The organism is Kutzneria sp. CA-103260 (assembly GCF_018263855.1).
GTDB lineage: Bacteria > Actinomycetota > Actinomycetes > Mycobacteriales > Pseudonocardiaceae > Kutzneria.
Map to the genome: position 1 here is coordinate 4,611,729 of NZ_CP073318.1, position 20,268 is coordinate 4,631,996.

18 protein-coding genes are annotated in these 20,268 nt (G+C 71.4%); 8 read left to right on the forward strand and 10 right to left on the reverse strand.

Translation table 11 applies throughout. The annotated features are described in order from the left end of the window. The first annotated feature begins 9 nt into the window (after positions 1 to 9). The 4 genes from mptB to murJ are packed head-to-tail and all read left to right on the forward strand — an operon-like array spanning position 10 to position 5,096. Positions 10 to 1,677: a polyprenol phosphomannose-dependent alpha 1,6 mannosyltransferase MptB gene (gene mptB, locus JJ691_RS19860; protein WP_249228049.1), complete on the forward strand. Its 1,668-nt coding sequence runs from the start codon at positions 10 to 12 to the stop codon at positions 1,675 to 1,677. A 44-nt stretch (positions 1,678 to 1,721) separates the two neighbouring features. Beyond that, positions 1,722 to 2,660: an ABC transporter ATP-binding protein gene (locus JJ691_RS19865; protein WP_249228050.1), complete on the forward strand. Its 939-nt coding sequence runs from the start codon at positions 1,722 to 1,724 to the stop codon at positions 2,658 to 2,660. Beyond that, complete coding sequence (locus JJ691_RS19870; protein WP_211770237.1) at positions 2,657 to 3,433, forward strand: ABC transporter permease; 777 nt, start codon at positions 2,657 to 2,659, stop codon at positions 3,431 to 3,433. Before JJ691_RS19865 ends, JJ691_RS19870 begins: the two co-directional genes overlap by 4 nt. A 37-nt stretch (positions 3,434 to 3,470) precedes the next feature. Continuing rightward, positions 3,471 to 5,096 carry a murein biosynthesis integral membrane protein MurJ gene (gene murJ / locus JJ691_RS19875; protein ID WP_211770238.1) on the forward strand — a complete coding sequence of 542 codons (1,626 nt, stop codon included), beginning with the start codon at positions 3,471 to 3,473 and terminating at the stop codon, positions 5,094 to 5,096. Between the two features lie 66 nt (positions 5,097 to 5,162). Here murJ and JJ691_RS19880 read toward each other — a convergent pair whose 3' ends face one another. Together JJ691_RS19880 and JJ691_RS19885 are read right to left on the reverse strand one after the other, a co-directional pair. Beyond that, the gene (locus JJ691_RS19880; RefSeq protein WP_249228051.1) at positions 5,163 to 6,341 is read right to left on the reverse strand and encodes a S53 family peptidase; all 1,179 of its coding nucleotides are present in this window, start codon (positions 6,339 to 6,341) and stop codon (positions 5,163 to 5,165) included. A 138-nt stretch (positions 6,342 to 6,479) separates the two neighbouring features. After that, positions 6,480 to 7,628 carry a S53 family peptidase gene (locus JJ691_RS19885; RefSeq protein ID WP_249228052.1) on the reverse strand — a complete coding sequence of 383 codons (1,149 nt, stop codon included), beginning with the start codon at positions 7,626 to 7,628 and terminating at the stop codon, positions 6,480 to 6,482. A gap of 185 nt (positions 7,629 to 7,813) precedes the next feature. Here JJ691_RS19885 and JJ691_RS19890 point away from each other — a divergent pair, with 185 nt between their 5' ends. Then, a complete protein-coding gene (locus tag JJ691_RS19890) occupies positions 7,814 to 8,788 on the forward strand; it encodes a COX15/CtaA family protein (RefSeq protein ID WP_211770239.1) in 975 nt (324 codons plus the stop codon). Positions 8,789 to 8,871: 83 nt separating this feature from the next. On the opposite strand, the gene JJ691_RS19895 is transcribed toward JJ691_RS19890, so the two are convergent. The 4 genes from JJ691_RS19895 to JJ691_RS19910 form a co-directional block, all read right to left on the reverse strand. After that, on the reverse strand, positions 8,872 to 9,975 hold the full coding sequence (locus tag JJ691_RS19895) for an FAD-dependent oxidoreductase (protein ID WP_211770240.1): 1,104 nt from the start codon (positions 9,973 to 9,975) through the stop codon (positions 8,872 to 8,874). 82 nt (positions 9,976 to 10,057) lie between these two features. Next, positions 10,058 to 10,672 carry a TetR/AcrR family transcriptional regulator gene (locus JJ691_RS19900; RefSeq protein ID WP_211770241.1) on the reverse strand — a complete coding sequence of 205 codons (615 nt, stop codon included), beginning with the start codon at positions 10,670 to 10,672 and terminating at the stop codon, positions 10,058 to 10,060. Positions 10,673 to 10,808: 136 nt separating this feature from the next. Further along, a complete protein-coding gene (locus JJ691_RS19905) occupies positions 10,809 to 11,267 on the reverse strand; it encodes a GbsR/MarR family transcriptional regulator (RefSeq protein ID WP_211770242.1) in 459 nt (152 codons plus the stop codon). 57 nt (positions 11,268 to 11,324) lie between these two features. After that, positions 11,325 to 12,734: an MDR family MFS transporter gene (locus JJ691_RS19910; protein WP_211770243.1), complete on the reverse strand. Its 1,410-nt coding sequence runs from the start codon at positions 12,732 to 12,734 to the stop codon at positions 11,325 to 11,327. 59 nt (positions 12,735 to 12,793) lie between these two features. Here JJ691_RS19910 and JJ691_RS19915 point away from each other — a divergent pair, with 59 nt between their 5' ends. Then, a complete protein-coding gene (locus JJ691_RS19915; protein ID WP_211770244.1) occupies positions 12,794 to 13,228 on the forward strand; it encodes a PaaI family thioesterase in 435 nt (144 codons plus the stop codon). Positions 13,229 to 13,234: 6 nt separating this feature from the next. On the opposite strand, the gene JJ691_RS19920 is transcribed toward JJ691_RS19915, so the two are convergent. Then, positions 13,235 to 14,353, reverse strand: coding sequence for an FAD-dependent oxidoreductase (locus JJ691_RS19920; RefSeq protein ID WP_211770245.1), 1,119 nt, complete (start codon positions 14,351 to 14,353; stop codon positions 13,235 to 13,237). Positions 14,354 to 14,426: 73 nt separating this feature from the next. On the opposite strand from JJ691_RS19920, the gene JJ691_RS19925 reads away from it, so the two are divergent. Beyond that, on the forward strand, positions 14,427 to 15,083 hold the full coding sequence (locus JJ691_RS19925) for a TetR/AcrR family transcriptional regulator (RefSeq protein WP_211770246.1): 657 nt from the start codon (positions 14,427 to 14,429) through the stop codon (positions 15,081 to 15,083). Here the strand turns inward: JJ691_RS19925 and JJ691_RS19930 are convergent. Beyond that, complete coding sequence (locus JJ691_RS19930; protein WP_249228053.1) at positions 15,080 to 16,579, reverse strand: FAD-dependent oxidoreductase; 1,500 nt, start codon at positions 16,577 to 16,579, stop codon at positions 15,080 to 15,082. The two genes, JJ691_RS19925 and JJ691_RS19930, sit on opposite strands and share 4 nt — an antisense overlap. Positions 16,580 to 16,629: 50 nt before the next feature. Between JJ691_RS19930 and JJ691_RS19935 the strand changes: the two genes are divergently transcribed. After that, positions 16,630 to 17,346, forward strand: coding sequence for a TetR/AcrR family transcriptional regulator (locus JJ691_RS19935; protein ID WP_306291377.1), 717 nt, complete (start codon positions 16,630 to 16,632; stop codon positions 17,344 to 17,346). A gap of 33 nt (positions 17,347 to 17,379) precedes the next feature. Here the strand turns inward: JJ691_RS19935 and JJ691_RS19940 are convergent, their stop codons facing one another. Together JJ691_RS19940 and JJ691_RS19945 are read right to left on the reverse strand one after the other, a co-directional pair. Then, positions 17,380 to 19,098 (reverse strand): FAD-binding dehydrogenase, encoded by a 1,719-nt coding sequence (locus JJ691_RS19940; RefSeq protein WP_211771592.1) that lies wholly within the window; start codon positions 19,096 to 19,098, stop codon positions 17,380 to 17,382. Positions 19,099 to 19,269: 171 nt separating this feature from the next. Beyond that, the gene (locus JJ691_RS19945; protein WP_211770249.1) at positions 19,270 to 20,160 is read right to left on the reverse strand and encodes a hypothetical protein; all 891 of its coding nucleotides are present in this window, start codon (positions 20,158 to 20,160) and stop codon (positions 19,270 to 19,272) included. Positions 20,161 to 20,268: the final 108 nt, after the last annotated feature.

A 20,268-nucleotide genomic window follows, 5' to 3' on the forward strand; every position in this document is an offset into this window, starting at 1 on the left:
TCTGCTTGGGTGTTGGCCGCCAAACTTCGAGAGCTGGTGACCGGGTCGGTCGGTGAGACCGGTCCGCCCGGGCTGGTTCCGGTGCCGGACGCGCCGCTGCGGCTGGACCGGACCGAGCGCCGGCAGCTCCAGGTGATCCGGCGGTTCGGCACGATCGGCTCGCTGCTGCTGGCCTGCGGCGGCCTGGGCGCGGGGGCGTCGCCGACGATCAACCCGCTGCTGGACACCCCCATTCTCGGCGTCTTCGCCCGCATCCCCACGGTGGCCATCGCCAGCGCGTTCTCCGGGATGCTGATGATGGTGCTGGCCTGGCTGTGGCTGGGCCGGCTGGTGTGGCCGGGCCGGCCGCGGATGCTGTCCCGCGCGCAGATGGACCGCACGCTGGTGATGTGGACGATCCCGCTGATCCTGGTGCCACCCATGTTCAGCCAGGACGTCTACAGCTACCTGGCCCAGAGCGCCGTGGTGCAGCACGGCATGGACCCGTACACGGTGGGCGCGGCGCAGGCCCTGGGCCCGGACAACATCCTGGCCCGCAACGTGCCGACGCTGTGGCGGGAGACGCCCTCCCCCTACGGCCCGCTGTTCCTCACCATCGGCCGGGCCATCACCGGCATCGCCGGCGACAACATCGTGGTGGGCATCCTGCTGGAGCGGGTGCTGGCGCTGGTCGGCCTGGGCCTGATCGTGTGGGCCCTGCCCCGGCTGGCCCGCCGGTTCCGGGTGCCGCCCGTGGCGGCCATCTGGCTGGGCGCGGCCAACCCGCTGGTGGTGTTCCACCTGGTCATCGGCGTGCACAACGAGGCGCTGGCGATCGGCCTGATGCTGGCCGGCTTCCACGTCGCGATCCGGCGGCTGCCCAAGGTCAATCCCGGCGACCCGATACCCCCGTGGTCACGCGAGGAGCTGATCGGCATCCTGGCCGGCTCGACGCTGATCACCATGGGCGCCGGCGTCAAGGCCCCGGCCCTGGTGGCGCTGGGATTCGTCGGCGTGATGATCGCCCGGCGCTGGGGCGGCGGGCTGTCGCACCTGCTCAAGGCGGGTGTGGTGATGCTGGTGGTCGGCGTGGGCGTGATGACGTTGATCACGGTGGCCAGCGGCCTGGGCTGGGGCTGGCTGAACACGCTGACCGGCGGCACCAAGATCTACACTTGGCTGTCCCCGGTGACCCTGGTCGCACTCGGCGGCGTAGGCCTGGGTGTGCTGTTCCAGGTGGGCAACCACGTCGACAACACCATCGCGGTGGCCCGGGCGATCGGCTGGGTCGGCTTCGCCGCCGCCGGCGTGGCCCTGCTGTGGCAGGCCTACCGCGGCCGGCTGAGCGCCATGGCCGGGCTGGGCCTGTTCCTGTTCTGGTTCGTGGTGCTCGGCCCGGTGGTGCAGCCCTGGTACCCGCTGTGGGCGATCATCCCGCTGGCCACCTGCAAGGCCAGCAAACGCTTCCGGCTCGTGGTGACGGTGTTCAGCGCCCTGATCGCGCTGGTCACGCCGCCCACCGGGTCCACTTTCGACGGCCGGGCGTTCCTGATCCCGACCGCCGCCGCGGCCGCGCTCATCACGGTCGGCCTGCTGTTGTTGCTGGTGCGCGGCAAACTCCCCGAACGCGAACCCCGAGGTGAACTGACCGTGACCCCCGACACGTCCGAACCGCTCAGTTCCGGGCAGCTCGGATGAGCCCCACGAGCCTGCGTCCGAGTCACCCCCTAGGCTCGGCGGACGTGACCCCATCCCCGACCGCCCCGGCAGTCGAGGTGTCGGGCCTGGTGAAGCGCTACGGGTCGGCCGTCGCGGTGAACGGCCTGGACCTGACCATGGACCGGGGCAGCGTGCTGGCCCTGCTCGGCCCGAACGGCGCCGGCAAGACGACCACCGTCGAGCTCTGCGAGGGTTTCCTGCGTCCTGACGGCGGCACGATCCGCGTGCTGGGCCTGGACCCGGTGCGGGAGGGCGCGCAGCTGCGGGCCCGGATCGGCGTGATGCCACAGGGCGGCGGCGCGTACCCGGGCGTGCGCACCGAGGAGATGCTGCGACTCGTGGCGGCCTGCGCGGCCAATCCGCTGGATCCCGCGTGGCTGCTGGACGTGCTGGGTCTGTCCGGGGCGCGCCGCACGCCGTACAAGCGGCTGTCGGGCGGGCAGCAGCAGCGGCTGTCGCTGGCCTGCGCCCTGGTCGGACGGCCGGAGCTGGTGTTCCTGGACGAGCCGACCGCCGGCCTGGACCCGCAGGCCCGCCGCCTGGTCTGGGACCTGGTGCAGGCGCTCCGGACCGACGGCGTCGGCGTGCTGCTGACCACGCACCTGATGGACGAGGCGGAGACGCTGGCCGACCAGGTCGTGATCATCGACCACGGGCGGGTGGTGGCCAGCGGCACCCCGCGCGAGCTGACCAGCGGCGGCACGGCCGAGCAGCAGCTGCGCTTCCGGGCCCGCCCCGGCCTGGACACCCGGCTGCTGGTGGACGCCCTGCCGGAGAACCTCAAGGTGGACGAGATCGGCCCCGGCTCCTACGTGGTGATGGGCTGCATCGACCCCCAGGTCGTCTCCACCGTCACGTCCTGGTGCGCCCAGCAGGGCGTGCTGGCCGAAGAGCTGCGGGTGGCCCGCCGCAGCCTCGAGGACGTGTTCCTGGAGCTGACCGGACGGGAGCTCCGCTCATGAGCACGTTCTCCCCCGGCGCGTTCACTCCCGCGCCCGGCCGAGGAAGACTCGGCCGGATGCTGGTCGCCCAGGCCCGCACCGAGACGGCGCTGGCCCTGCGCAACGGCGAGCAGGTGCTGCTGACCCTGCTGATCCCGCTGGCACTGCTGGTCGGCCTGACCCTGCTGAAGATCGTGCCGCTGCCCGAGCCGCGCGTGAACGAGGTGACGCCGCGGATCTTCGCGCTGGCGGTGATGTCCTCGGCGTTCACCGGGCAGGCCATCGCCTTGGGCTTCGACCGCCGCTACGGCGTGCTCAAGCGCCTTGCCGCGACGGCGATCCCGCGCTGGCTGCTGGGTGCGGGCCGGGTGCTGGCGGCCGTCACCATCGTCGCCGTCCAGATCGTGGCGCTGGGTGTCGTGGCGGCGCTGCTGGGCTGGTCGCCGGCGGCGAGCGGCATCGTGTGGGCGATCGTGCTGGTGCTGCTGGGCACGCTCGCCTTCGGCGCCCTGGGCGTGCTGCTGGGCGGCGCGCTGCGGGCCGAGATCGTGTTGGCGGTGGCCAACATCGTGTGGTTCGTGCTGTTGTTGGCCGGTGGCATCGCGCTGCCGGCGAGCTCGCTGCCCGGTGGGCTCGGCGTCATCGTGCAGCTGCTGCCGTCCGGCGCGCTGGCCGAGGCGTTGCACACCGTGCTGACCCAGGGTGGCGCACCGGGCTGGCAGCCGGTGCTGGTATTGATCATCTGGGCGGCCGCCGCGGGCGGCGTCGCCACCAAGACCACCCGGCTGACCTGACCGAGAAGGCGTTCCCCCTACTTTGAGCACGACTACCGTGGACCAACAACGCGACGAAGAACCGTCGCTCGCGCGCGCCAGCGGCTCGATGGCCGTGGCCACCCTGGTCAGCCGCATCACCGGCTTCCTGTCGAAACTCCTGCTGGCCGCGGTCATCGGCCTGAGCGCCGGCGCGATCAACGACTCCTACACGGTGGCCAACACCGTGCCCAACATCATCTACGAGCTGCTGCTGGGCGGCGTGCTGACCAGCGTGGTGGTGCCGCTGCTGGTGCGGGCCCGCAAAGAGGACGCCGACGGCGGCGACGAGTACACGCACCGGCTGCTCACCGTCAGCTTCACGATGCTGTTCGGCATGACCGTGCTGGCGGTCGCGGCCGCGCCGCTGCTGACCAAGCTGTTCGTGGACAGCAGCAGCGGCCACGCCAACCCGGAGCTGGTGACCGCGTTCGCCTACCTGCTGCTGCCGGAGATCCTCTTCTACGGCCTGTTCGCGATGGTCGGCGCGATCCTCAACACCCGCAACGTGTTCGCGCCGCCGGCCTGGGCGCCGGTGCTGAACAACCTGACGCTGCTGGCCACCATCGCGGTGTACTTCGTGCTGCCGGGCGACATCTCCACCAACCCGGTGCACATCACCGACTTCAAGCTGCTGCTGCTCGGCGCCGGCACCACCCTCGGCATCGTGATCCAGGCCGTGGCGCTGATCCCGCCGCTGCTGCGCAGCGGCTACCGGCCGCGCTGGCGCTGGGGCTGGGACCGGCGGCTGGGCGAGTTCGGCAGCCTGGCCCTGTGGGTCGTCGGCTACGTGGTGGTCAGCCAGATCGGCTACATCACCATCACCCGCGTCGGCACCAACGCCGATCCCGGCAGCATCACCATCTACACGTACTCGTGGCTGCTGGTGCAGATGCCCTACGGCGTGCTCGGCGTGTCGCTGCTGACCGCGATCATGCCGCGGATGAGCAAGGCCGCCGCTGACCGGAACATCCCAGCGCTGCTGGACGACCTGTCGCTGGGCAGCCGGATGTCGGCGGTGATGCTGGCCCCGATCAGCGCACTGATGACCGTGCTGGGGCCGGCCCTGGCCGTGGCCATCACCGTGTTCGGCAAGGGCGGCTCGGACGCCACCCGGCTCGGGCTGGCCATCACCACGTCCTCGTTCGGACTGCTGCCGTACGCGCTGATCATGTTGCAGATGCGCGTGTTCTACGCGATGAAGGACTCGCGAACACCGACCCTGATCAACGCGGCGATGATCGCGCTGAAGGTGCCGGTGGTGCTGCTGGCCGCGCAGCTGCTGCCGCCCAACCAGGTCGTGTTCGGGCTGACCTTCTCCGACGCGATCAGCTTCACCCTGGGCACCCTGGTCGGGGAACTGTTGCTGCGCAGGCGGTTCGGGCGGCTGGGCAGCCGGCGCGTGGTGAAGACGTACATCAAGGTCGCGGTGGCCGCGGTGTGGGGCGCGGCGGTGGCGCTGCTGGTCGAACTCGGCGTCCGCAGCTACCTCCCGGGCGGCCTGCACGGGGCGCTCGGCGCGTTCACTTCCCTGCTGGTGGGCGGGATTCTCGGCCTGCTCGCGGCGTTCGGCGTGATGGCCCTGCTGCGGGTGCACGAGCTGCGCCCGGCCCTGGACAAGATCGGCTCCCTGGTCCGCCGTTGACGCTGGGAAGGGGGCTTTCCTGGCGTTGAACGCCAGGAAAGCCCCCTTCCCAGCATTGGTGGGGCATCAGAAGGCGCCGACGCCGTTCGGGGTGCCCAGCCCGGTCGGGCCGTCGTAGCCGGCCTTGGCGGTGCACAGGTAGCTGCCGCCACAGCTGCCGTTGGAGCCGCTGGTCACGTCGAACAGCGACGAGGTGTGCGAGTACGCCAGCGAGGCCGGGATGCTGCCCGCCGCCGGGCGGCCGGCCAGGGCGTACACGGAGGCGACGATCGGTGAGGAGACGCTGGTGCCGCCGAACACGAGCCAGCCGCCGACGCCGTAGGTGTCGTAGACGGCGACGCCGGTGGCCGGGTCGGCGACCGCGGACACGTCGGCGACAGTGCGCCGGGTGCAGCCGGTGTCGTGCTGCCAGGTCGGCTTGGCCTCATACGCCGAGCAACCGGAACCCGCGCCGCTCCAAGCGGTTTCCGTCCAACCGCGGGCGGTGGAGCTGGTCACCAGGTGGGTGCCGCCGACCGCCGTGACATAGCGCGACGCGGCCGGGTACTCCACGCCGTAGCCGGCGTCGCCGGAGCTGACCGTGATCGCCACACCGGGGTGGTTGTAGTACGTGTCGGAGGAGGTCTCACCGGAGAACTCGCCGGCGCCATAGCTGTTGGAGACGGCCACCGCGCCGAGGCGGACCGCGGTGTTGACCGAGGTGCCGAGGTTGGCGATGGACGCGGAACTGGCCTCCACCAACAGGATGTGGCACTTCGGGCAGATCGCCGACACCATGTCGACGTCCAGCGAGATCTCCTCGGCCCAGCCGGTGTTGCCGGCCGGCAGCGGGCTCGCCGCGCCGTTCTGGTTCACCTTCTTGAAGCAGCCGTTGGCCGTCGTGCAGGCCGGTAAGCCGAACGTGGACCGGTAGGTGGCCAGGTCCTTCTCGGCGTTCGGGTCGTCATAGGCGTCCACGATGGCCACCGTCAGGCCGGCCCCGCCGGCGGTGGACAGCTTGTACGCGGACTGGAGATTCGCCGGGCTCAGGCCGGCCGGGGCCGCCGGGGCGAACGGCCGCGCGCCGGAATCGGTGCGCACCAAGGCAGTGCACGCGGCGTAGCCGGGAGCGGGGGCCGCGGCGCAGGACCGGGCCGTGGTGATCGTGGACTGGGTCTGGGCTTGTGCCGCCGTCACGCCGCCGAGCGCCGTCACGCCGGCCCACAGCGCGACGACGGCAAGGATTCTCAGGGGTTTTCCGGTCACCGTTTCCTCCACGGGAAGTCGGGACGAAGCTCCCCGACGGTAAGGATCCGGTCACCCTGCGCCAATACGCGAAATGATGGAACCTGCCCTCGCAACGGACAAAACGCCGGGCGGCTGGATGCCGCCCGGCGTCGTCCGTCAGAAGGCCCCTGTGCCGTTCGGGGTACCCAGGCCCGTGGGGCCGTCGTAACCCGCCTTGGCGGTGCACAGGTAGCTGCTGCCGCAGCTGCCGTTGGAGCCGCTCGTCACGTCGAACAGCGACGAGGTGTGCGAGTACGCCAGCGAGGCCGGCACGCCGCTGACGTTGCCGGACAGGGCGTACACGGAGGCGACGATCGGCGACGCGACGCTGGTGCCACCGAAGACCAGCCAGCCCGACTCGCCGTAGGTGTCGTAGACGGCGACACCGGTGGCCGGGTCGGCGACCGCGGACACGTCCGCGACCGTGCGGCGCGAGCAGCCGGTGTCGGTCTGCCAGGTCGGCTTGGACTCGTAGGCCGAGCAGCCGGAACCCGCGCCGCTCCAGGCGGTCTCGGTCCAGCCGCGGCTGGTGGAGCTGGTCGTCAGGTGGGTGCCGCCGACCGCCGTGACGTAGCGGGAAGCCGCCGGGTACTCGACGCCGTAGCCGGAGTCGCCGGAGCTGACCGTGATCGCCACGCCCGGGTGGTTGTAGTACGAGTCATAGCTGGTCTCGGCCGAGGACTCGCCGCCGCCGTAGCTGTTGGAGACCGCGGTGGCGCCCAGCTTGACCGCCTCGTTCACGGCCGTGCCGAGGTTGGCGTACGAGGCGGAAGTGGCTTCCACCAACAGGATGTGACAGCTGGGGCAGACCGCCGACACCATGTCGAGGTCCAGCGAGATCTCCTCGCTCCAGCCGGTGTCGCCGGTCGGGTAGCTGGTGCCGCCGGTCTGGTTGACCTTCTTGAAGCAGCCGTTGGCCGTGGTGCAGGCCGGCAGCCCGAAGTTCGACCGGTAGGTGGCCAGGTCGGACTCGGCGTTCGGGTCGTCCTGGGCGTCGACGATCGCGACCGTCTTGCCCGCGCCGCCGGCCGGCAGCTTGTAGGCCGAGGTGAGGTTGGCCGGGGTGAGGCCGGACACCAGGGGCCCGAACGACTTGGCGCCAGCGTCGGTGCGGCGCAGCGCCGTACAGGCCGCGTAGCCGGGGGCCGGGGTCGTGGCGCAGGAGTGCACCGTCGTGATGCCGGTGGGGGCGGCGTTCGCGGTGCCGGTCATGGCCAGCGCCGTGGCCGCCATCGCGGCGACCGCGAGCAGGGACTTGAACTTCACAGGGACCTCCACGCAGGGAGTGGGGGGTCGGGCACGCCCCGAGTGGGTTGGGAGCGCTTTCCCAACGTAAGCAGACGATTGCGGACAGCCAACGGGGGAAATCCCTCGGTCCGATGACCCCACCCCTGGATCCGGACAAACGGCCCGGTGCCGGGCGGCCCGGCGGCCGGTCCTACCATCGACTCGTGTCAACCCCCTCGCTGCTGTCCCGCGTCCCGTCCCCCAGTCGCGCCGTGCAGCGCGTCATCACCGGGGCCGCTGTCGTGACGCAGGCCGGCATCGCCGTCACCGGCGCGGTCGTCCGTGTCACCGGTTCGGGTCTGGGCTGCACCACGTGGCCGGAGTGCCAGCCGGGCAGCCTGGTGCCGGTCGCCGACCCGGTCGGCGGGCAGGCGCACCAGTGGATCGAGTTCGGCAACCGGCTGCTGGGCGGCGGGCTCGGCGTGGTGTCCGCGCTGTGCGTGCTGATGGCGATCTTCGCCCGGCCCCGCCGGCGGCGGGTGATCGTGCTGTCGCTGATGATGCCGCTGGGTGTGGTGGCGCAGGCGGTGATCGGCGGCATGACCGTCCTCACCGGACTCCAGTGGTGGGTGGTCGCCCTGCACTTCCTGGCCTCGATGCCGCTGATCTGGTTGGCGGTGCTGCTGTTCCGGGCCGTCGGCGAGGGCGATGAGAAGCCCCGGCCGCTGCTCCCCCGCCCGCTGCTGGGTCTTCAGCTGGCGCAGGCCGTGATGGTCGGAGTGATCCTCATCGCCGGCACCCTCGTGACCTCCGCCGGCCCGCACTCCGGTGACATCCACACGCCGCGGCTGGAAGTCCCGATCGCCACCCTCGCCCAGATCCACGCCGATCTGGTGTTCCTGCTCGTCGGCTCGCTGTTCGCGCTGGGCTTCGGCATGAAGATCAAGGACGCCATCCCGGTGCTGTGGCGGCGTTACTGGGTGCTGGTCGCTGTGACGCTGGCCCAGGGCGTGGTCGGTCTCGTGCAGTACTGGACCGGTGTGCCGGACATCCTGGTCCTGGTGCACGTCCTCGGCGCCACCCTGATCCTCATCGCCGGCGCCTCGCTGTGGACCGCCAGCCGCGACCGCGGCCCCGCCCCCGAGATCTCCCGCCCCGCTCCAACCGAGATCTCCGAGCCGGAGCTGGCCACCCGCTGACCCCCGCGAGTCCCGCTCTGGGGCAAGCGAATGTCGAGTTCCGAAACTCGCATCATGGCTGCCTGAGAGCGGGACTCGCGGGGTCACTGGGGCTGGTTGAAGAAGTCGATCATGTCTTGGAGGGTGAGGTCCGCGGCCTCCTTGGTGCGGGCGGCGATCTCCTCGGCACGGGGGAACATCTCCGCCTCGTACCCGGCCAGCGCGGCTTCGACGTCGTCCGGCTTCGCGGCGATGGCCCGGCCCAGCTCCGCGCCGTCGAGCATGGCCAGGTTGGCCCCTTCGCCGTTCGGGGCCGAGAGGTGCGCGGCGTCGCCGACCAGGGTCACCCCCGGCACACGGTCCCACCGGTGCCCGATCGGCAGCGCGTAGTGTGGACGCAGCACGGGCGCGGTGTCGCCGTCGGTGATCAGCGTCAGGAGTTCCGGCGCCCAGCCGTCGAACTCCTGGGCGATCCGGGCGACGGTCGCGGCGGCGTCGGTGAAGTCGATGGCCGCGAACCACTCCAGCGACCGCGCCAGCACCACGTAGGTGTGCAGGGTGTCGCCGCTCTCCCGGTGGGCGTGGATCTCCAGGTCCTTGGCCGGCGTGATCATCGAGCCACCGCCGACCGTCTTCGCGGCGGTCGGGTTCCGGGTCTCGGCCTCGTGCAGGTAAATCTCCACGAACGCCGTGCCGGTGTACTCCGGCGTGGCGGCAGTCAGCAGCGGCCGCACCCGTGACCAGGCGCCGTCCGCGCCGACCAGCAGGTCCGCGACGACCGCCGTGCCGTCCTCGAAGGTCACCTCGTGGCGGCCGTCGTCGAGGGTGCGGGCACTGTCGATCTTGCGGCCCCACCGCACCATGCCGGCGGGGAGGGAGTCGAGCAGCATCTGCCGCAGGTCGGCGCGCTGCACCTCGGGACGGCCGCCGGTGCCGTCGTCGGCCTTCTCGAACAGGACCGTCCCGTTCGGATCGAGGACCCTCATGGCCTGGCGGCCCTCCAGGATGAGGCCGCGGAACTCGTCCATCAGGCCGGCCGCCTCGACCGCGAGCTGGCCGTTGTAGTCGTGGATGTCGAGCATGCCGCCCTGGGCGCGGGCGGTCGGCGAGGCCTCGGCTTCGTAGACCGTGGCCGGGATGCCGTGGACGTGCAGGACTCGGGCCAGCGTGAGGCCGCCGAGCCCGGCGCCGATGATCGTGACGGACATGGTTCTCCTTTGACGGGCACGTTTTTTGGGCAGGCCGCAGCGCGCCCCGGCGTCGGGCCGGCGCGGCAACGGGTTTGATCGGCTAGTCGCCCTGGAACTGCCGGTCGAGATCGTCGAAGACGGCCTCCACCGCGGGCGCCAGCTCGTCGGCCGTCTTCGCCGGCGGCTCCCCCGCCAGCACACTGCGGCCGAGGTGATCGGTGATCATCTGGAACGCTGACATGAGCGCCGCCGCGCGGGCCCGGGCCACCGCGGGATGCAGGCCGGGGCAGGTCTCCGTGATCGCGGCGGCGATCACTTCGGCGTGCTCGTCACACATTTCCAGGGCGAAGCGGCGAATGGTCGGGCTGCTGACGCACATCGCCGGCAGCGCCCCGCGCGCCTCCGCCAGATCCGTGCCCCGGTGCCGCTCCAGGTGTTCCCGGGCCAGGGCCCTCAGGGCCGCCGCCGGGCTCATCCCGCTCGGCCGCTCCACCACCGTGCGCCGATACCGCTCGCGATACTCGTCGGCCCGGTCCAGAACGAGGTCCTGCTTGGCCGGGAAGTAGTTGTAGACGGTCTGGTCCGACACGCAGGCCGCTTGGGCCACGTCCACCACCGACACCCGGTCATACCCGTGTTCCCCGAACAACCGCGCCGCCGTGTCAGCGATGTGCTGCCGCGTCTGCGCCTTCTTCCGCTCCCGAAGCCCGGCCATGCCCTCACCCTACGCGAGAATTTTTGGAGCCGCCAAAACTTTTTCGCAGCCAAATATCTGGGGATGAGGGCAGGGTTGACCGGCGTGACCAAGCAGGGCAAGGCACGCCTGGGGTGATACGGCGACTTCGGGCTGGTCAGCGCGGCGGGGCGGGGCGGCGCTCCCAGACCGCCGGGAGCTCGTCGGCGAGCCAGCCGTACATCTCGTCGATGTTGCGCAGGCGTTGGGCGCGCTGGGGGTCGCCACTGAGCAGGCGCAGGCCGGCGGCGGTGAGCTCGCGGGTGGCGGCGAGGGCCCGGAGGCGGCGGTCGATCATGTCGTTCCAGCCCTGCTCGTTGAGCTTGTACTCGGCCGCCTGACGGCCGCGGCGGGTGGTCTTGGTGACGACGCCGAGGTTCATCAGCAGCCGGACGTTGGTGCTGACCGAGCCGCTACTGGCCTCCAGCTCCTCGGACAGCTCGGCGGCGGTGCGCTCCACCGGGTCGCACACCAGCAGGTAGGCCAGGATGCGGCCGCCGATCAGGGGAATGCCCTCGGGCACGAAGTGCGCGGCCATGCGCTCGATCCACGCCGACAGCTGGCTCTGCGTCGCCATGACCTGCCCCTCGATCGACTTCAATCGACACTGAAGCCCCAGTGTAGGAGGTGAGAGCTAACCGCGGTCGGCGACACGCTCACGAGGCCGCATGGTGGGCGCGGCGTCGGCGTCCCGGGTGGTGATGGCGACGGCGGCGGCCAGCAGGGCGAGGGTGGCGGCGGTGAAGAAGCCGGCGTGGTAGGCGATCAGCCCGGGCCCATCGCCGTCGGAGCCGAGGGCGGCGACCACGGTGCTCAGGCCGGCCACCCCGCCGGCCGAGCCGAGCTGCCGGCCGACGTTGTACAGCGCCGAGGCCTGGCCCAGCTCCTCGGCCGGCACGGTGGCGAACGCGGCGGTCTGGGTCGGCAGGAACACGAAGCCCACGCTCACGCCGGCCGCGAACATCAGCGCGATGATCTGCCAGCGCGGCGTGTCGAGGCCGATCAGCGCCATGCCGCAGATGATCACAGCCAGCCCCAGCAGACCGGGCAGCTGCAACCGGCGCGGGCCGACCCGCGGATAGATCCGCGCCACAAGCTGCATGCACAGCACCACTCCGAGCGCCTCCGGAAAGGTGGTCAGTCCCGATTCCAGCGGGTCGAAGCCACGGACCGTCTGCAGGAACTGCGGCATCAGATAGAGCACACCGAGGAACGCGCCGGAGTTCAGGATCGTCACCACGCTGTGCGTCCGGAACGGCCGGTTGCGGCCCACTAATCGCAGGTTCAGCAGCGGCCCCGGGACGCGCAGCTCGACCCGGACCAAAGTGGTCAGCAGAGCCACGCCAAGCAGCCCGGTGACAATCACGTCCGGCTGCGTCCACCCCCGGTCCGGCCCCTCGCTCAGCGAGTACACGGCCGCGGCGAAACCGAAGCCCGACAACAGGAAGCCCTTCACGTCGAAGCGCCGCGCCACGACGTCGGACGTCTGGTGCAGGAACAGCAGCCCGAACAGGAACGCCAATGCCCCGATCGGGAGGTTCACCAGGAACACGTACCGCCAGGACAGCCGGACCGTGAGCAGGCCGCCGAGCACCGGTCCGGACGCCGGCGCGAGGATCGTGACCAGGTTCATCAGCCGGGTCGCCCGCGGCCGCTCCACCGGCGCGAACGTGCGCAGCACCATCGTCATGCCCACCGGCACCAACAGGCCACCGCCCGCGCCCTGCACCACCCGGAACACCACCAGCTCCGGCAGGCTCATGGCCAGCCCGCACAGCCCGGAGGCCGCCACGAACAGCGCCAGCGCCGTGAGGAACACCCGCTTCACGCCGAACCGCTCGGCCAGCCAGCCCGAGGCCGGCATGAACACCGCCAGGCTCAGCAGATAGCCGATGACTACCGCGTGGCCCTGCTCCGGCTGCACGTCGAAGCGGCGGGCGATCACCGGCAGCGTCACGTTCACCACTGTGCTGTCCAGGATCGACATGAACACCGCGGCGACGTACACGACGGGCACGACGATCTTCTGGCTCAGCTTCGGCAAGGCTCCCCCTCTGGCATCCCGTGCCCTTCGCACCTTACGCACCGGGATACCGTCGCCCCGTGACCTCCTTCGACGCCCTGGCCCGGGTGCGGGCCAGTTTCGACCGCCAGGGCCTGATGACCCACCTCGGGGCCCGACTCGGGACCGTCGCGCCGGGGCTGGTGCACATCCTGCTGCCGGCCCGGCCCGAAGTGACCCAGCAGAACGGCTACTTCCACGCCGGCGCCACCAGCGCCATCGCCGACTCGGCCGGCGGCTACGCCGCCTACACCCTGTTCCCCGAGGACACCTCGGTCCTCACCGTCGAGTTCACGATGAACCTCCTGGCCCCGGCGCTGGGCGACCACCTGGAGGCCGTCGGCACCGTGCTCAAGCCCGGCCGCACCCTGACCGTCACCCGGCTCGACGTGTACGCCGTCGACGGCGACCAGCGGACCATGGTCGCCGCCGGCCAGCAGACCCTGATCCAGGTCGCGGCCCGCCCGGAGCGCTGACCGCCGCTACGCCGTGAACATCTCGACCAGGCTGTGCGGGGAACTGTCGCCGAACATGATCACGTTCAGCTCCACGGCGTCGGCGGCGGCGCCGGCGGTACGGAGGAACAGGGCGGTCTCGTAGGCGGTCAGGGCGGCTTCGACGTCGTCGGGGTGGGCGGCGAGGGCGAGGGCGAGTTCGGCGCCGTCGAGCATGGCGATGTTGGCGCCTTCGCCGGAGGGCGCGATCAGGTGGGCGGCGTCGCCGACCAGGGTGACGCCGGGGACACGGTCCCAGCGGTGGCCGGCGGGCAGGGTGTGGATGGGCCGCGGCACGGGCGGGGTGTCGGTGGCGGTGATGAGGGCGGTGAGCTCCGGGGCCCAGCCGTCGAACTCGGTGACGATCTGGGCGGCGGCCGCGGCGGGGTCAGTGAAGTCGATGCCGTCGAGCCATTCCAGGGGCTTGATGATCTGGACGTAGGCGTGCAGAACACCGGCCGGCTCCCGGTGCGCGGTGATGCCCTTGCCAGGGGCGAGCGCGAACATGCCGCCGCCACCGACCGCCTGGGCGCTCGCGGGATGCCGCTCGTCGCTGTCGTGCAGGTACATCTCGACGTACGTGGTGCCGGTGTACTCGGGCTTGGCCGCGGACACCAGGGCACGGACCTTCGACCACGCGCCGTCCGCGCCGACCAGCAGACCGGTCGTGACGGTTGAGCCGTCGGCGAAGGTGAGCTCGTGTTGGCCGGGGTCGAGGGCGCGCACCCCGGTGATCTTGTGTCCCCAGTGGACGGTGCCGGCGGGCAGGGAGTCGAGCAGGAGCTGCCGAAGCCGGCCGCGGGGCACCTCGGGCCGCCGGCCTTCGCCGTCGTCGGGCTCGTCGTACAGGACGGTCCCGTGCATGTCGAGCACCCGGGTCGCCTCACCACCCTCGTGGATGAGGCCGAGGAATTCGTCGTACAGGCCGGCGGCCCTGAGGGCGACCTGCCCGTCCGCCTCGTGGATGTCGAGCATTCCGCCCTGGGCGCGGGCGGTCGGCGAGGCCTCGCCCTCGTAGACGGTGACGGGGATGCCGTGGACGTGCAGGACGCGGGCGAGCGTCAGGCCGCCGAGCCCGGCGCCGACGATCGTGACTGGTGCGGTCATGGTGATCACCTCTCTTTGGAACGCTGTTCCAAGCCAGTTTGGAACAGCGTTCCAGGCGTGTCAAGATGAGGGCATGACACGTCACATCGAGCGGCGGGCCGACGCCCTGTCCCGGGAGCGGATCGTCGAGGCGGCGGTGGCGCTGCTCGACGTGGCCGGTGAGAGCGGGCTGACCTTCCGGCGGCTGGCCGAGAGCCTGCGGACCGGGCCCGGCGCGATCTACAACCACGTGGCCAACAAGGGCGAGCTGCTGGCCGCGGCGACCGACGCGGTGCTGGCCCCGGCGCTGGCGGCCGAGGTCGCCGCGGACGTGCGGGCGGTGTCGCTGGCCGTGTTCGACGCCATCGACGTGCACCCCTGGATCGGCACGCAGCTGTCCACCAATTCGACCCAGCCGGCCATGCTGCGGCTGTTCGAGAGCATCGGCCGGCAGGTCAAGGCTCTCGGTGTGCCCGCGGGCACCGAGTTCGCCGCCACGTCCGCCGTGACCAACTACATCCTCGGCGTCGGCGGCCTCAACGCCGCCAACGCCCGCAGCGTCTCGCCCGGCACCAGCCGGGCCGATTTCCTCGCCGACGTCTCGGCGCTGTGGGCCAGCCTCGATCCCGACGAGTTCCCGTTCACCCGCGAGGTCGCCGGCCAGCTGCGCGACCACGACGACCGCGAGCAGTTCCTGGCCGGCATCGACCTCATCCTCAACGGCATCCGCCTGCTCGGACGGTCGAACTAGATTCCGGCCCAGCGGCGCAGGGTGTCCTCAAGACCGGCGATGTCGGTCGAGTCGGTGGCCCAGACCACGACGCCATCCGGGCGCACCAGCACACCGGCGGGCGTCGCGGGCTCGTCGGTCACGGTCGTGACCCGCCCGGCCCACGGCTCGGCGATACGCGCGAACGCGCCGTCGGGAGTGCGGTCGAGCAGCAGGAATCCGCCGCTGTGGCCGTGGTCGACCAGGCGGGAGCCGTCGCGCAGCCACAGATCGGGCACGTACCGGCCGACCAGCGGATGGTTGCCGGGCAGGTCGACGCGCTGGGTGACCCCGGCGAGCTGCTTGACCGCGTAGGTCGCGCCGTCCCGGGTGCCCAGCAGATCGGCCACGATCTCCCGCAGCGCGCCCGACTTGACGTCCGGACGCAGCACGCCGATCTGGCCTCGCGTCCAGTCCAGGACCCACTGGCCGATGGGCCGCCGCTCGGCGTCATACGTGTCGAGCAGACCCTCGGGCGCCCACCCGGCGATCACGGCGCCGAGCTTCCACCCGAGGTTGACCGCGTCGCCGTAGCCGAGGTTGAGGCCCTGGCCGCCGAACGGCGGGTGCACGTGGGCGGCGTCGCCGGCCAGCAGCACGCGCCCCTTGCGGTAGCTCGCGGCCTGGCGGGTGTTGTCGGTCCAGCGGGTCGGCGTGCCGCGCAGCGCGGTCAGCGTGATGTCGAGGCCGGTGACCCGGCGCAGCCTGGTCTGCACCTCGTCCAGGGTGATCGGCGTCGAGCGGTCGGCCGGCGGGTGGTCGAACTCGACGATGGCCACCCGGCCCGGCTGCGGCCCGTAGCGGTAAGTCCCCCGGGGTGTCCAGGTCCAGCCGTTCGTCAGCGGCAAGTCGCCGGCGGTGTCGACGACCGCCTGAATACCGGTGAGCTCCGGGGCTTCGCCGGGAAACTCGATGCCCGCGAGGCGGCGCACGGCGCTGTGCCCGCCGTCGCACCCGACGAGCCAGTCGGTGCGCACCGAGCCGGCGGTGGTGCCGATGAGCACACCGTCGCCGGTGTCCTCCAGCGAGGTGACCTCCACGCCGCGGTGCACCGGCACGCCGAGCCGCGTCACGTGTTCGGTCAGCAGCGCCACCAACTCGGGCTGCGGCACCACTCGCGCGCCGGCGGCCGCGGTGTGCGCGACGAAGTCAGGGTCGTCCCAGTCGACCAGGTCGGCGTCGACGGCCATGCCGGCGAAATGCCCGGTGATCCGGGTGTCCGACGGCGACTTGCCCTCGACGACCGGCCCCATCCGGCCCAGCGTCTCCCGCTGCACCTTCTCGGCCGCCGGCAGCAGGCCGCGGCGGTCGAGCGCCCCGGCGGTGGTCATGTTGATCGACTGGGCCTTCATGGCCCGGTCCGGCTCGGGCAGTCGCTCCAGCACCTGCACGGACACTCCGGCCAGGGCGAGCTCGGCGGCCAGGGCCAGGCCCACCGGCCCGGCGCCGACCACGGTCACGTTCGCGTCTTGAATCACGAACACTGTTCTAGTTACGAACATCGTTCCTGTCAAGCTAGGCTGTGCGGGTGAACCCGAGAGAGCGACGCGCCGCGCGCCACCAGCCGCCGAACCCCGAGACCGAGGCCGCCACCCGGCGGCGGCGCAAGACCGTGTTCACACCGGCGCAGATCGTCGACACCGCGCTGGGCCTCATCGCCGCCGAGGGCTACGAGGCGCTGACCATGCGCCGGCTGGCCACGGCGCTGGACACCGGGCCGGCCTCGCTCTACGCCCACGTGGTCGACAAGGCCGATCTCGACGAGTTGCTGATCGGCCGGCTGTGCAGCGAGCTCGTGCTGCCCGAACCCGAGCCGGCGGCCTGGCGGGAGCAGATCCGCGGCGTGTGCGGGCAGATCCGCGACCAGTACCTGAAGTACCCCGGCGTCTCCCGGGCGGCGCTCGCCCTGGCCCCCACCGACCTCGAGGTCCTGCGGGTCAGCGAGGGCATGCTGGCGATCATGGTGGCCGGCGGCGTGGCCCCGCAGGCCGCTGCCTGGGCCATCGACGCCCTGCTGCTCTATGTCGCCGCGTACTGCCTGGAGACGTCCATCCGGCACCAGCGTGGGACCAGCGCCGACGCCCCTTGGGTCGTCGACCGCGACGAACTCCGGGGCCGCCTCACCGCTCTGCCGGTGGCGACCTTCCCGCACACCGTCGCCCACGCCGCCGAGCTCACCGCCGGCGACGGCCACGACCGCTTCGACTTCACCCTGGGCATGATGATCAACGGCCTCGCGGGCTGACGAGCCGCCGCCGACTCGTCAGCCCGCGAGGGGTCAGGCGCTCTCCGCTGCGGCGGCGCGACCGGCCGTCCGGCCGGAGAACAGGCAGCCGCCGAGGAACGTACCCTCCAGCGCGCGGTAGCCGTGCACGCCACCGCCGCCGAAGCCGGCGACCTCGCCCGCGGCGTAGAGGCCGGTGATGGGCTGGCCGTTGGCGCCGAGCACCCGTCCGGACAGGTCGGTCTGGAGGCCGCCGAGGGTCTTGCGGGTGAGGATGTTCATCCGGATGGCGATCAGCGGGCCGGCCGACGGGTCGAGGATCTTGTGCAGCGGGGCGGTGCGGGCCAGGCTGTCGCCGCTGTAGGCCAACGAGTTGCGCACGCCCATCACCTGGCTGTCCTTGGTGAACGGGTTGTCGACCTGAGCGTCCCGAATGGACATCTGGGCCTGCATCTGGTTGAGGTCCACCAGGTTCGTGCCGGTGAGCCGGTTCATACCGGCGACGAGGTCGGGCAGCGTGTCGGCGATGACGAAGTCCTGGCCCTTGTCCATGAACGCCTTCACCGGCGGCGGCGTGCTGTTGAGGATCCGCATGGCCAGGTAGCCGAGCAGATCCTTGCGGGTGAGCTCGGGGTTCTGCTCGGAGCCGGAGAGGATGAACTCCTTGTCGATGATCTTCTTGTTGAGCACGAACCACGTGTAGTCGTAGCCGGAGCGGCCGATCAGCTCCAGCGTGCCGAGGGTGTCGTAGCTGGGCACGCCCGGGTTGGGCAGCCGCCGGCCGTTGGCGTCGAACCACAGCGAGGACGGCGCGGCCAGCACCCGGATGCCGTGGTTGGGCCAGATCGGGGCGAAGTTGGTCAGACCCTCGGTGTAGTGCCACATCCGGTCGGGGTTGACCAGCCGGGCCCCGGCCGCCTGACTGATGGCCAGCATGCGGCCGTCCACGTGGGCCGGCACGCCGGTGATCATGTGGGCCGGCGGGCGGCCGAGGCGGGCCGGCCAGTTGGCCCGCACCAGGTTCTGGTTGCCGCCGATGCCGCCGGAGGTGACGACCACGATCGGCGCGTGCAGCTCGAAGTCGCCGATCTTGGTGCGGGAGCTGGGGGTGCCGCGGGCCGCGCTGCTGGGCTCCAGCACACTGCCGTGCACGCCGGTCACCGCGCCGTTGGTGGTGATGATGCCGTCGACCTGGTGTCGGAACGCGAAGGTCACCTTGCCCGCGGCCGCCGCGTCGGTGACGAGTTTCGCGAACGGCTCCATCACGCCGGGGCCGGTGCCCAGGGTCAGGTGGAAGCGCGGCACCGAGTTCCCCGGGCCGGAGGCCGACACGCCGCCACGCTCGGCCCAGCCGACGATCGGCACCCACGTCACGCCCAGGCTCGACAGCCAGGCCCGCTTCTCGCCGGCGGCGAAGTGCACGTAGGCGTCGGCCCAGCGGGAGGCCCAGTAGTCCTCGCCCAGCGGGTCGTCCACCCCGCGGTCGAAGCCCGCGGTGTTGAACCAGTCGGCCCGGGCCAGGTCGACCGAGTCCTTGATGCCGGCCGTGCGCTGCTCGGGAGAGTCGACGAAGAACAGGCCGCCCAGCGACCAGAACGCCTGCCCGCCGAGGCTGGCCTGCGGCTCCTGGTCCAGCAGCAGCACCCGCCGGCCGGCAGCCACCAGCTCCGAGGTCGCCACCAGGCCGGCCAGGCCATGGCCGACCACAATCGCGTCCGCGTCGTCCGCCGCCGTCGCCGCCGCGGAAACCCCGCCCAGGCCGAGCATCCCCATCGCCGTGCCGGCCGCGACCCCGCCGCCCGCGGCCAGCAGACTCCGGCGGCTCAAGCTGTTGTCGCCCATCCGCGGACTCGTCATCGAGTCATCCTCCCGACTGAACCGAACGTGTTACCGGTCAGTAAAGAGACAAGCAGGGATGGTCCGACCATCCATAGGGCTGGGCCGTCAACGACCGCGCTTGCCGTTGTCCCCCAGCGACAACGGCACCGGCTTGCGTCGCTGGCCGAGCACATCGGACAGCGCCGTCAGGTCGGCCGCAGAGTGCTCCCCCACCAGCGTGACGGTCTCGGCCAGCAACGCTTCGGCGGTCGCGAGCCGTTCGTGGTGCGGCCCTTGCCCGAGGTCGTCCAGCCGCCGCGCGAATTCGTTGGGGGCAATGGTGAATCGGGCCATGTGGTGGCGCTGCCACTTGCCGAGCCGGTGCGGCTGGTAGATCCGGTTCAACGCCGACACCGCCGCGAACACCGCCTGCTCGATCCGGCCCAGCAACGCGTGCACGGCGATGGTGTCACCCCGTTCCACCAACGCTTCCCGCGCCGGCCAACCCGCCAGCACACCCGGCGTCAGCGACTTCTCGACCATCGCCGCGACCAGGCGGTCAGGGTACTTGTCGGCTCGCATCCGCCACGCCTGCACGAGATCGCCGCCTCGCAGCGGCTGGCAGCGCTGGATCGCCGCGACCCTCATATGTGCCAACGGATCCGTGCTGGCCTGCCCGACGACCACGTCGAGGATCCCGTCCACTACGTCGACGGTGAAGTTGCTGACTGTTACCCCCAGGCCGCCCAGGCGGTAGTCCTCGCTCCACTCCTGGTCGTCGGGGTCGTAGTCCCAGAACGTCTCCAGGTCCACCCCGAGCCGTTCGATCGGGCCGCGACGGTCGGCGTCGGTGGGCGGCTGCCGCCAGTAGCAGTCCAGCTCCAGGTCCGACCACCGGTCGGCCAGCCCCGCGCCCACCGATCCCGCGACCGTGACGGCGGCCAGATTGTCTTTCACGCCATAGGCATCGGCCACGCGCCGTGCCACATCCATCCGCCAGGCCACACCCGAGTCCACAGCGCCATCGTGCCCCGGGGACAACCGCGACTCACAACGATTTTGGCTGTGGGAGTCTCAGGAGACCACTTCTCCCACCTGCCAACGGGTTCCCAAACCCGGTCAACC

What these genes read in the sequence shown, in the direction of transcription:
- JJ691_RS19870 (WP_211770237.1), top strand. Translation starts at nt 2,657, where the DNA reads ATGAGCACGTTCTCCCCCGGCGCGTTCACTCCCGCGCCCGGCCGAGGA.
- JJ691_RS19895 (WP_211770240.1), bottom strand. Translation starts at nt 9,975, where the DNA reads ATGTCCGTCACGATCATCGGCGCCGGGCTCGGCGGCCTCACGCTGGCC.
- JJ691_RS19900 (WP_211770241.1), bottom strand. Translation starts at nt 10,672, where the DNA reads ATGGCCGGGCTTCGGGAGCGGAAGAAGGCGCAGACGCGGCAGCACATC.
- JJ691_RS19905 (WP_211770242.1), bottom strand. Translation starts at nt 11,267, where the DNA reads ATGGCGACGCAGAGCCAGCTGTCGGCGTGGATCGAGCGCATGGCCGCG.
- JJ691_RS19920 (WP_211770245.1), bottom strand. Translation starts at nt 14,353, where the DNA reads ATGACCGCACCAGTCACGATCGTCGGCGCCGGGCTCGGCGGCCTGACG.
- JJ691_RS19925 (WP_211770246.1), top strand. Translation starts at nt 14,427, where the DNA reads ATGACACGTCACATCGAGCGGCGGGCCGACGCCCTGTCCCGGGAGCGG.
- JJ691_RS19940 (WP_211771592.1), bottom strand. Translation starts at nt 19,098, where the DNA reads ATGGGGATGCTCGGCCTGGGCGGGGTTTCCGCGGCGGCGACGGCGGCG.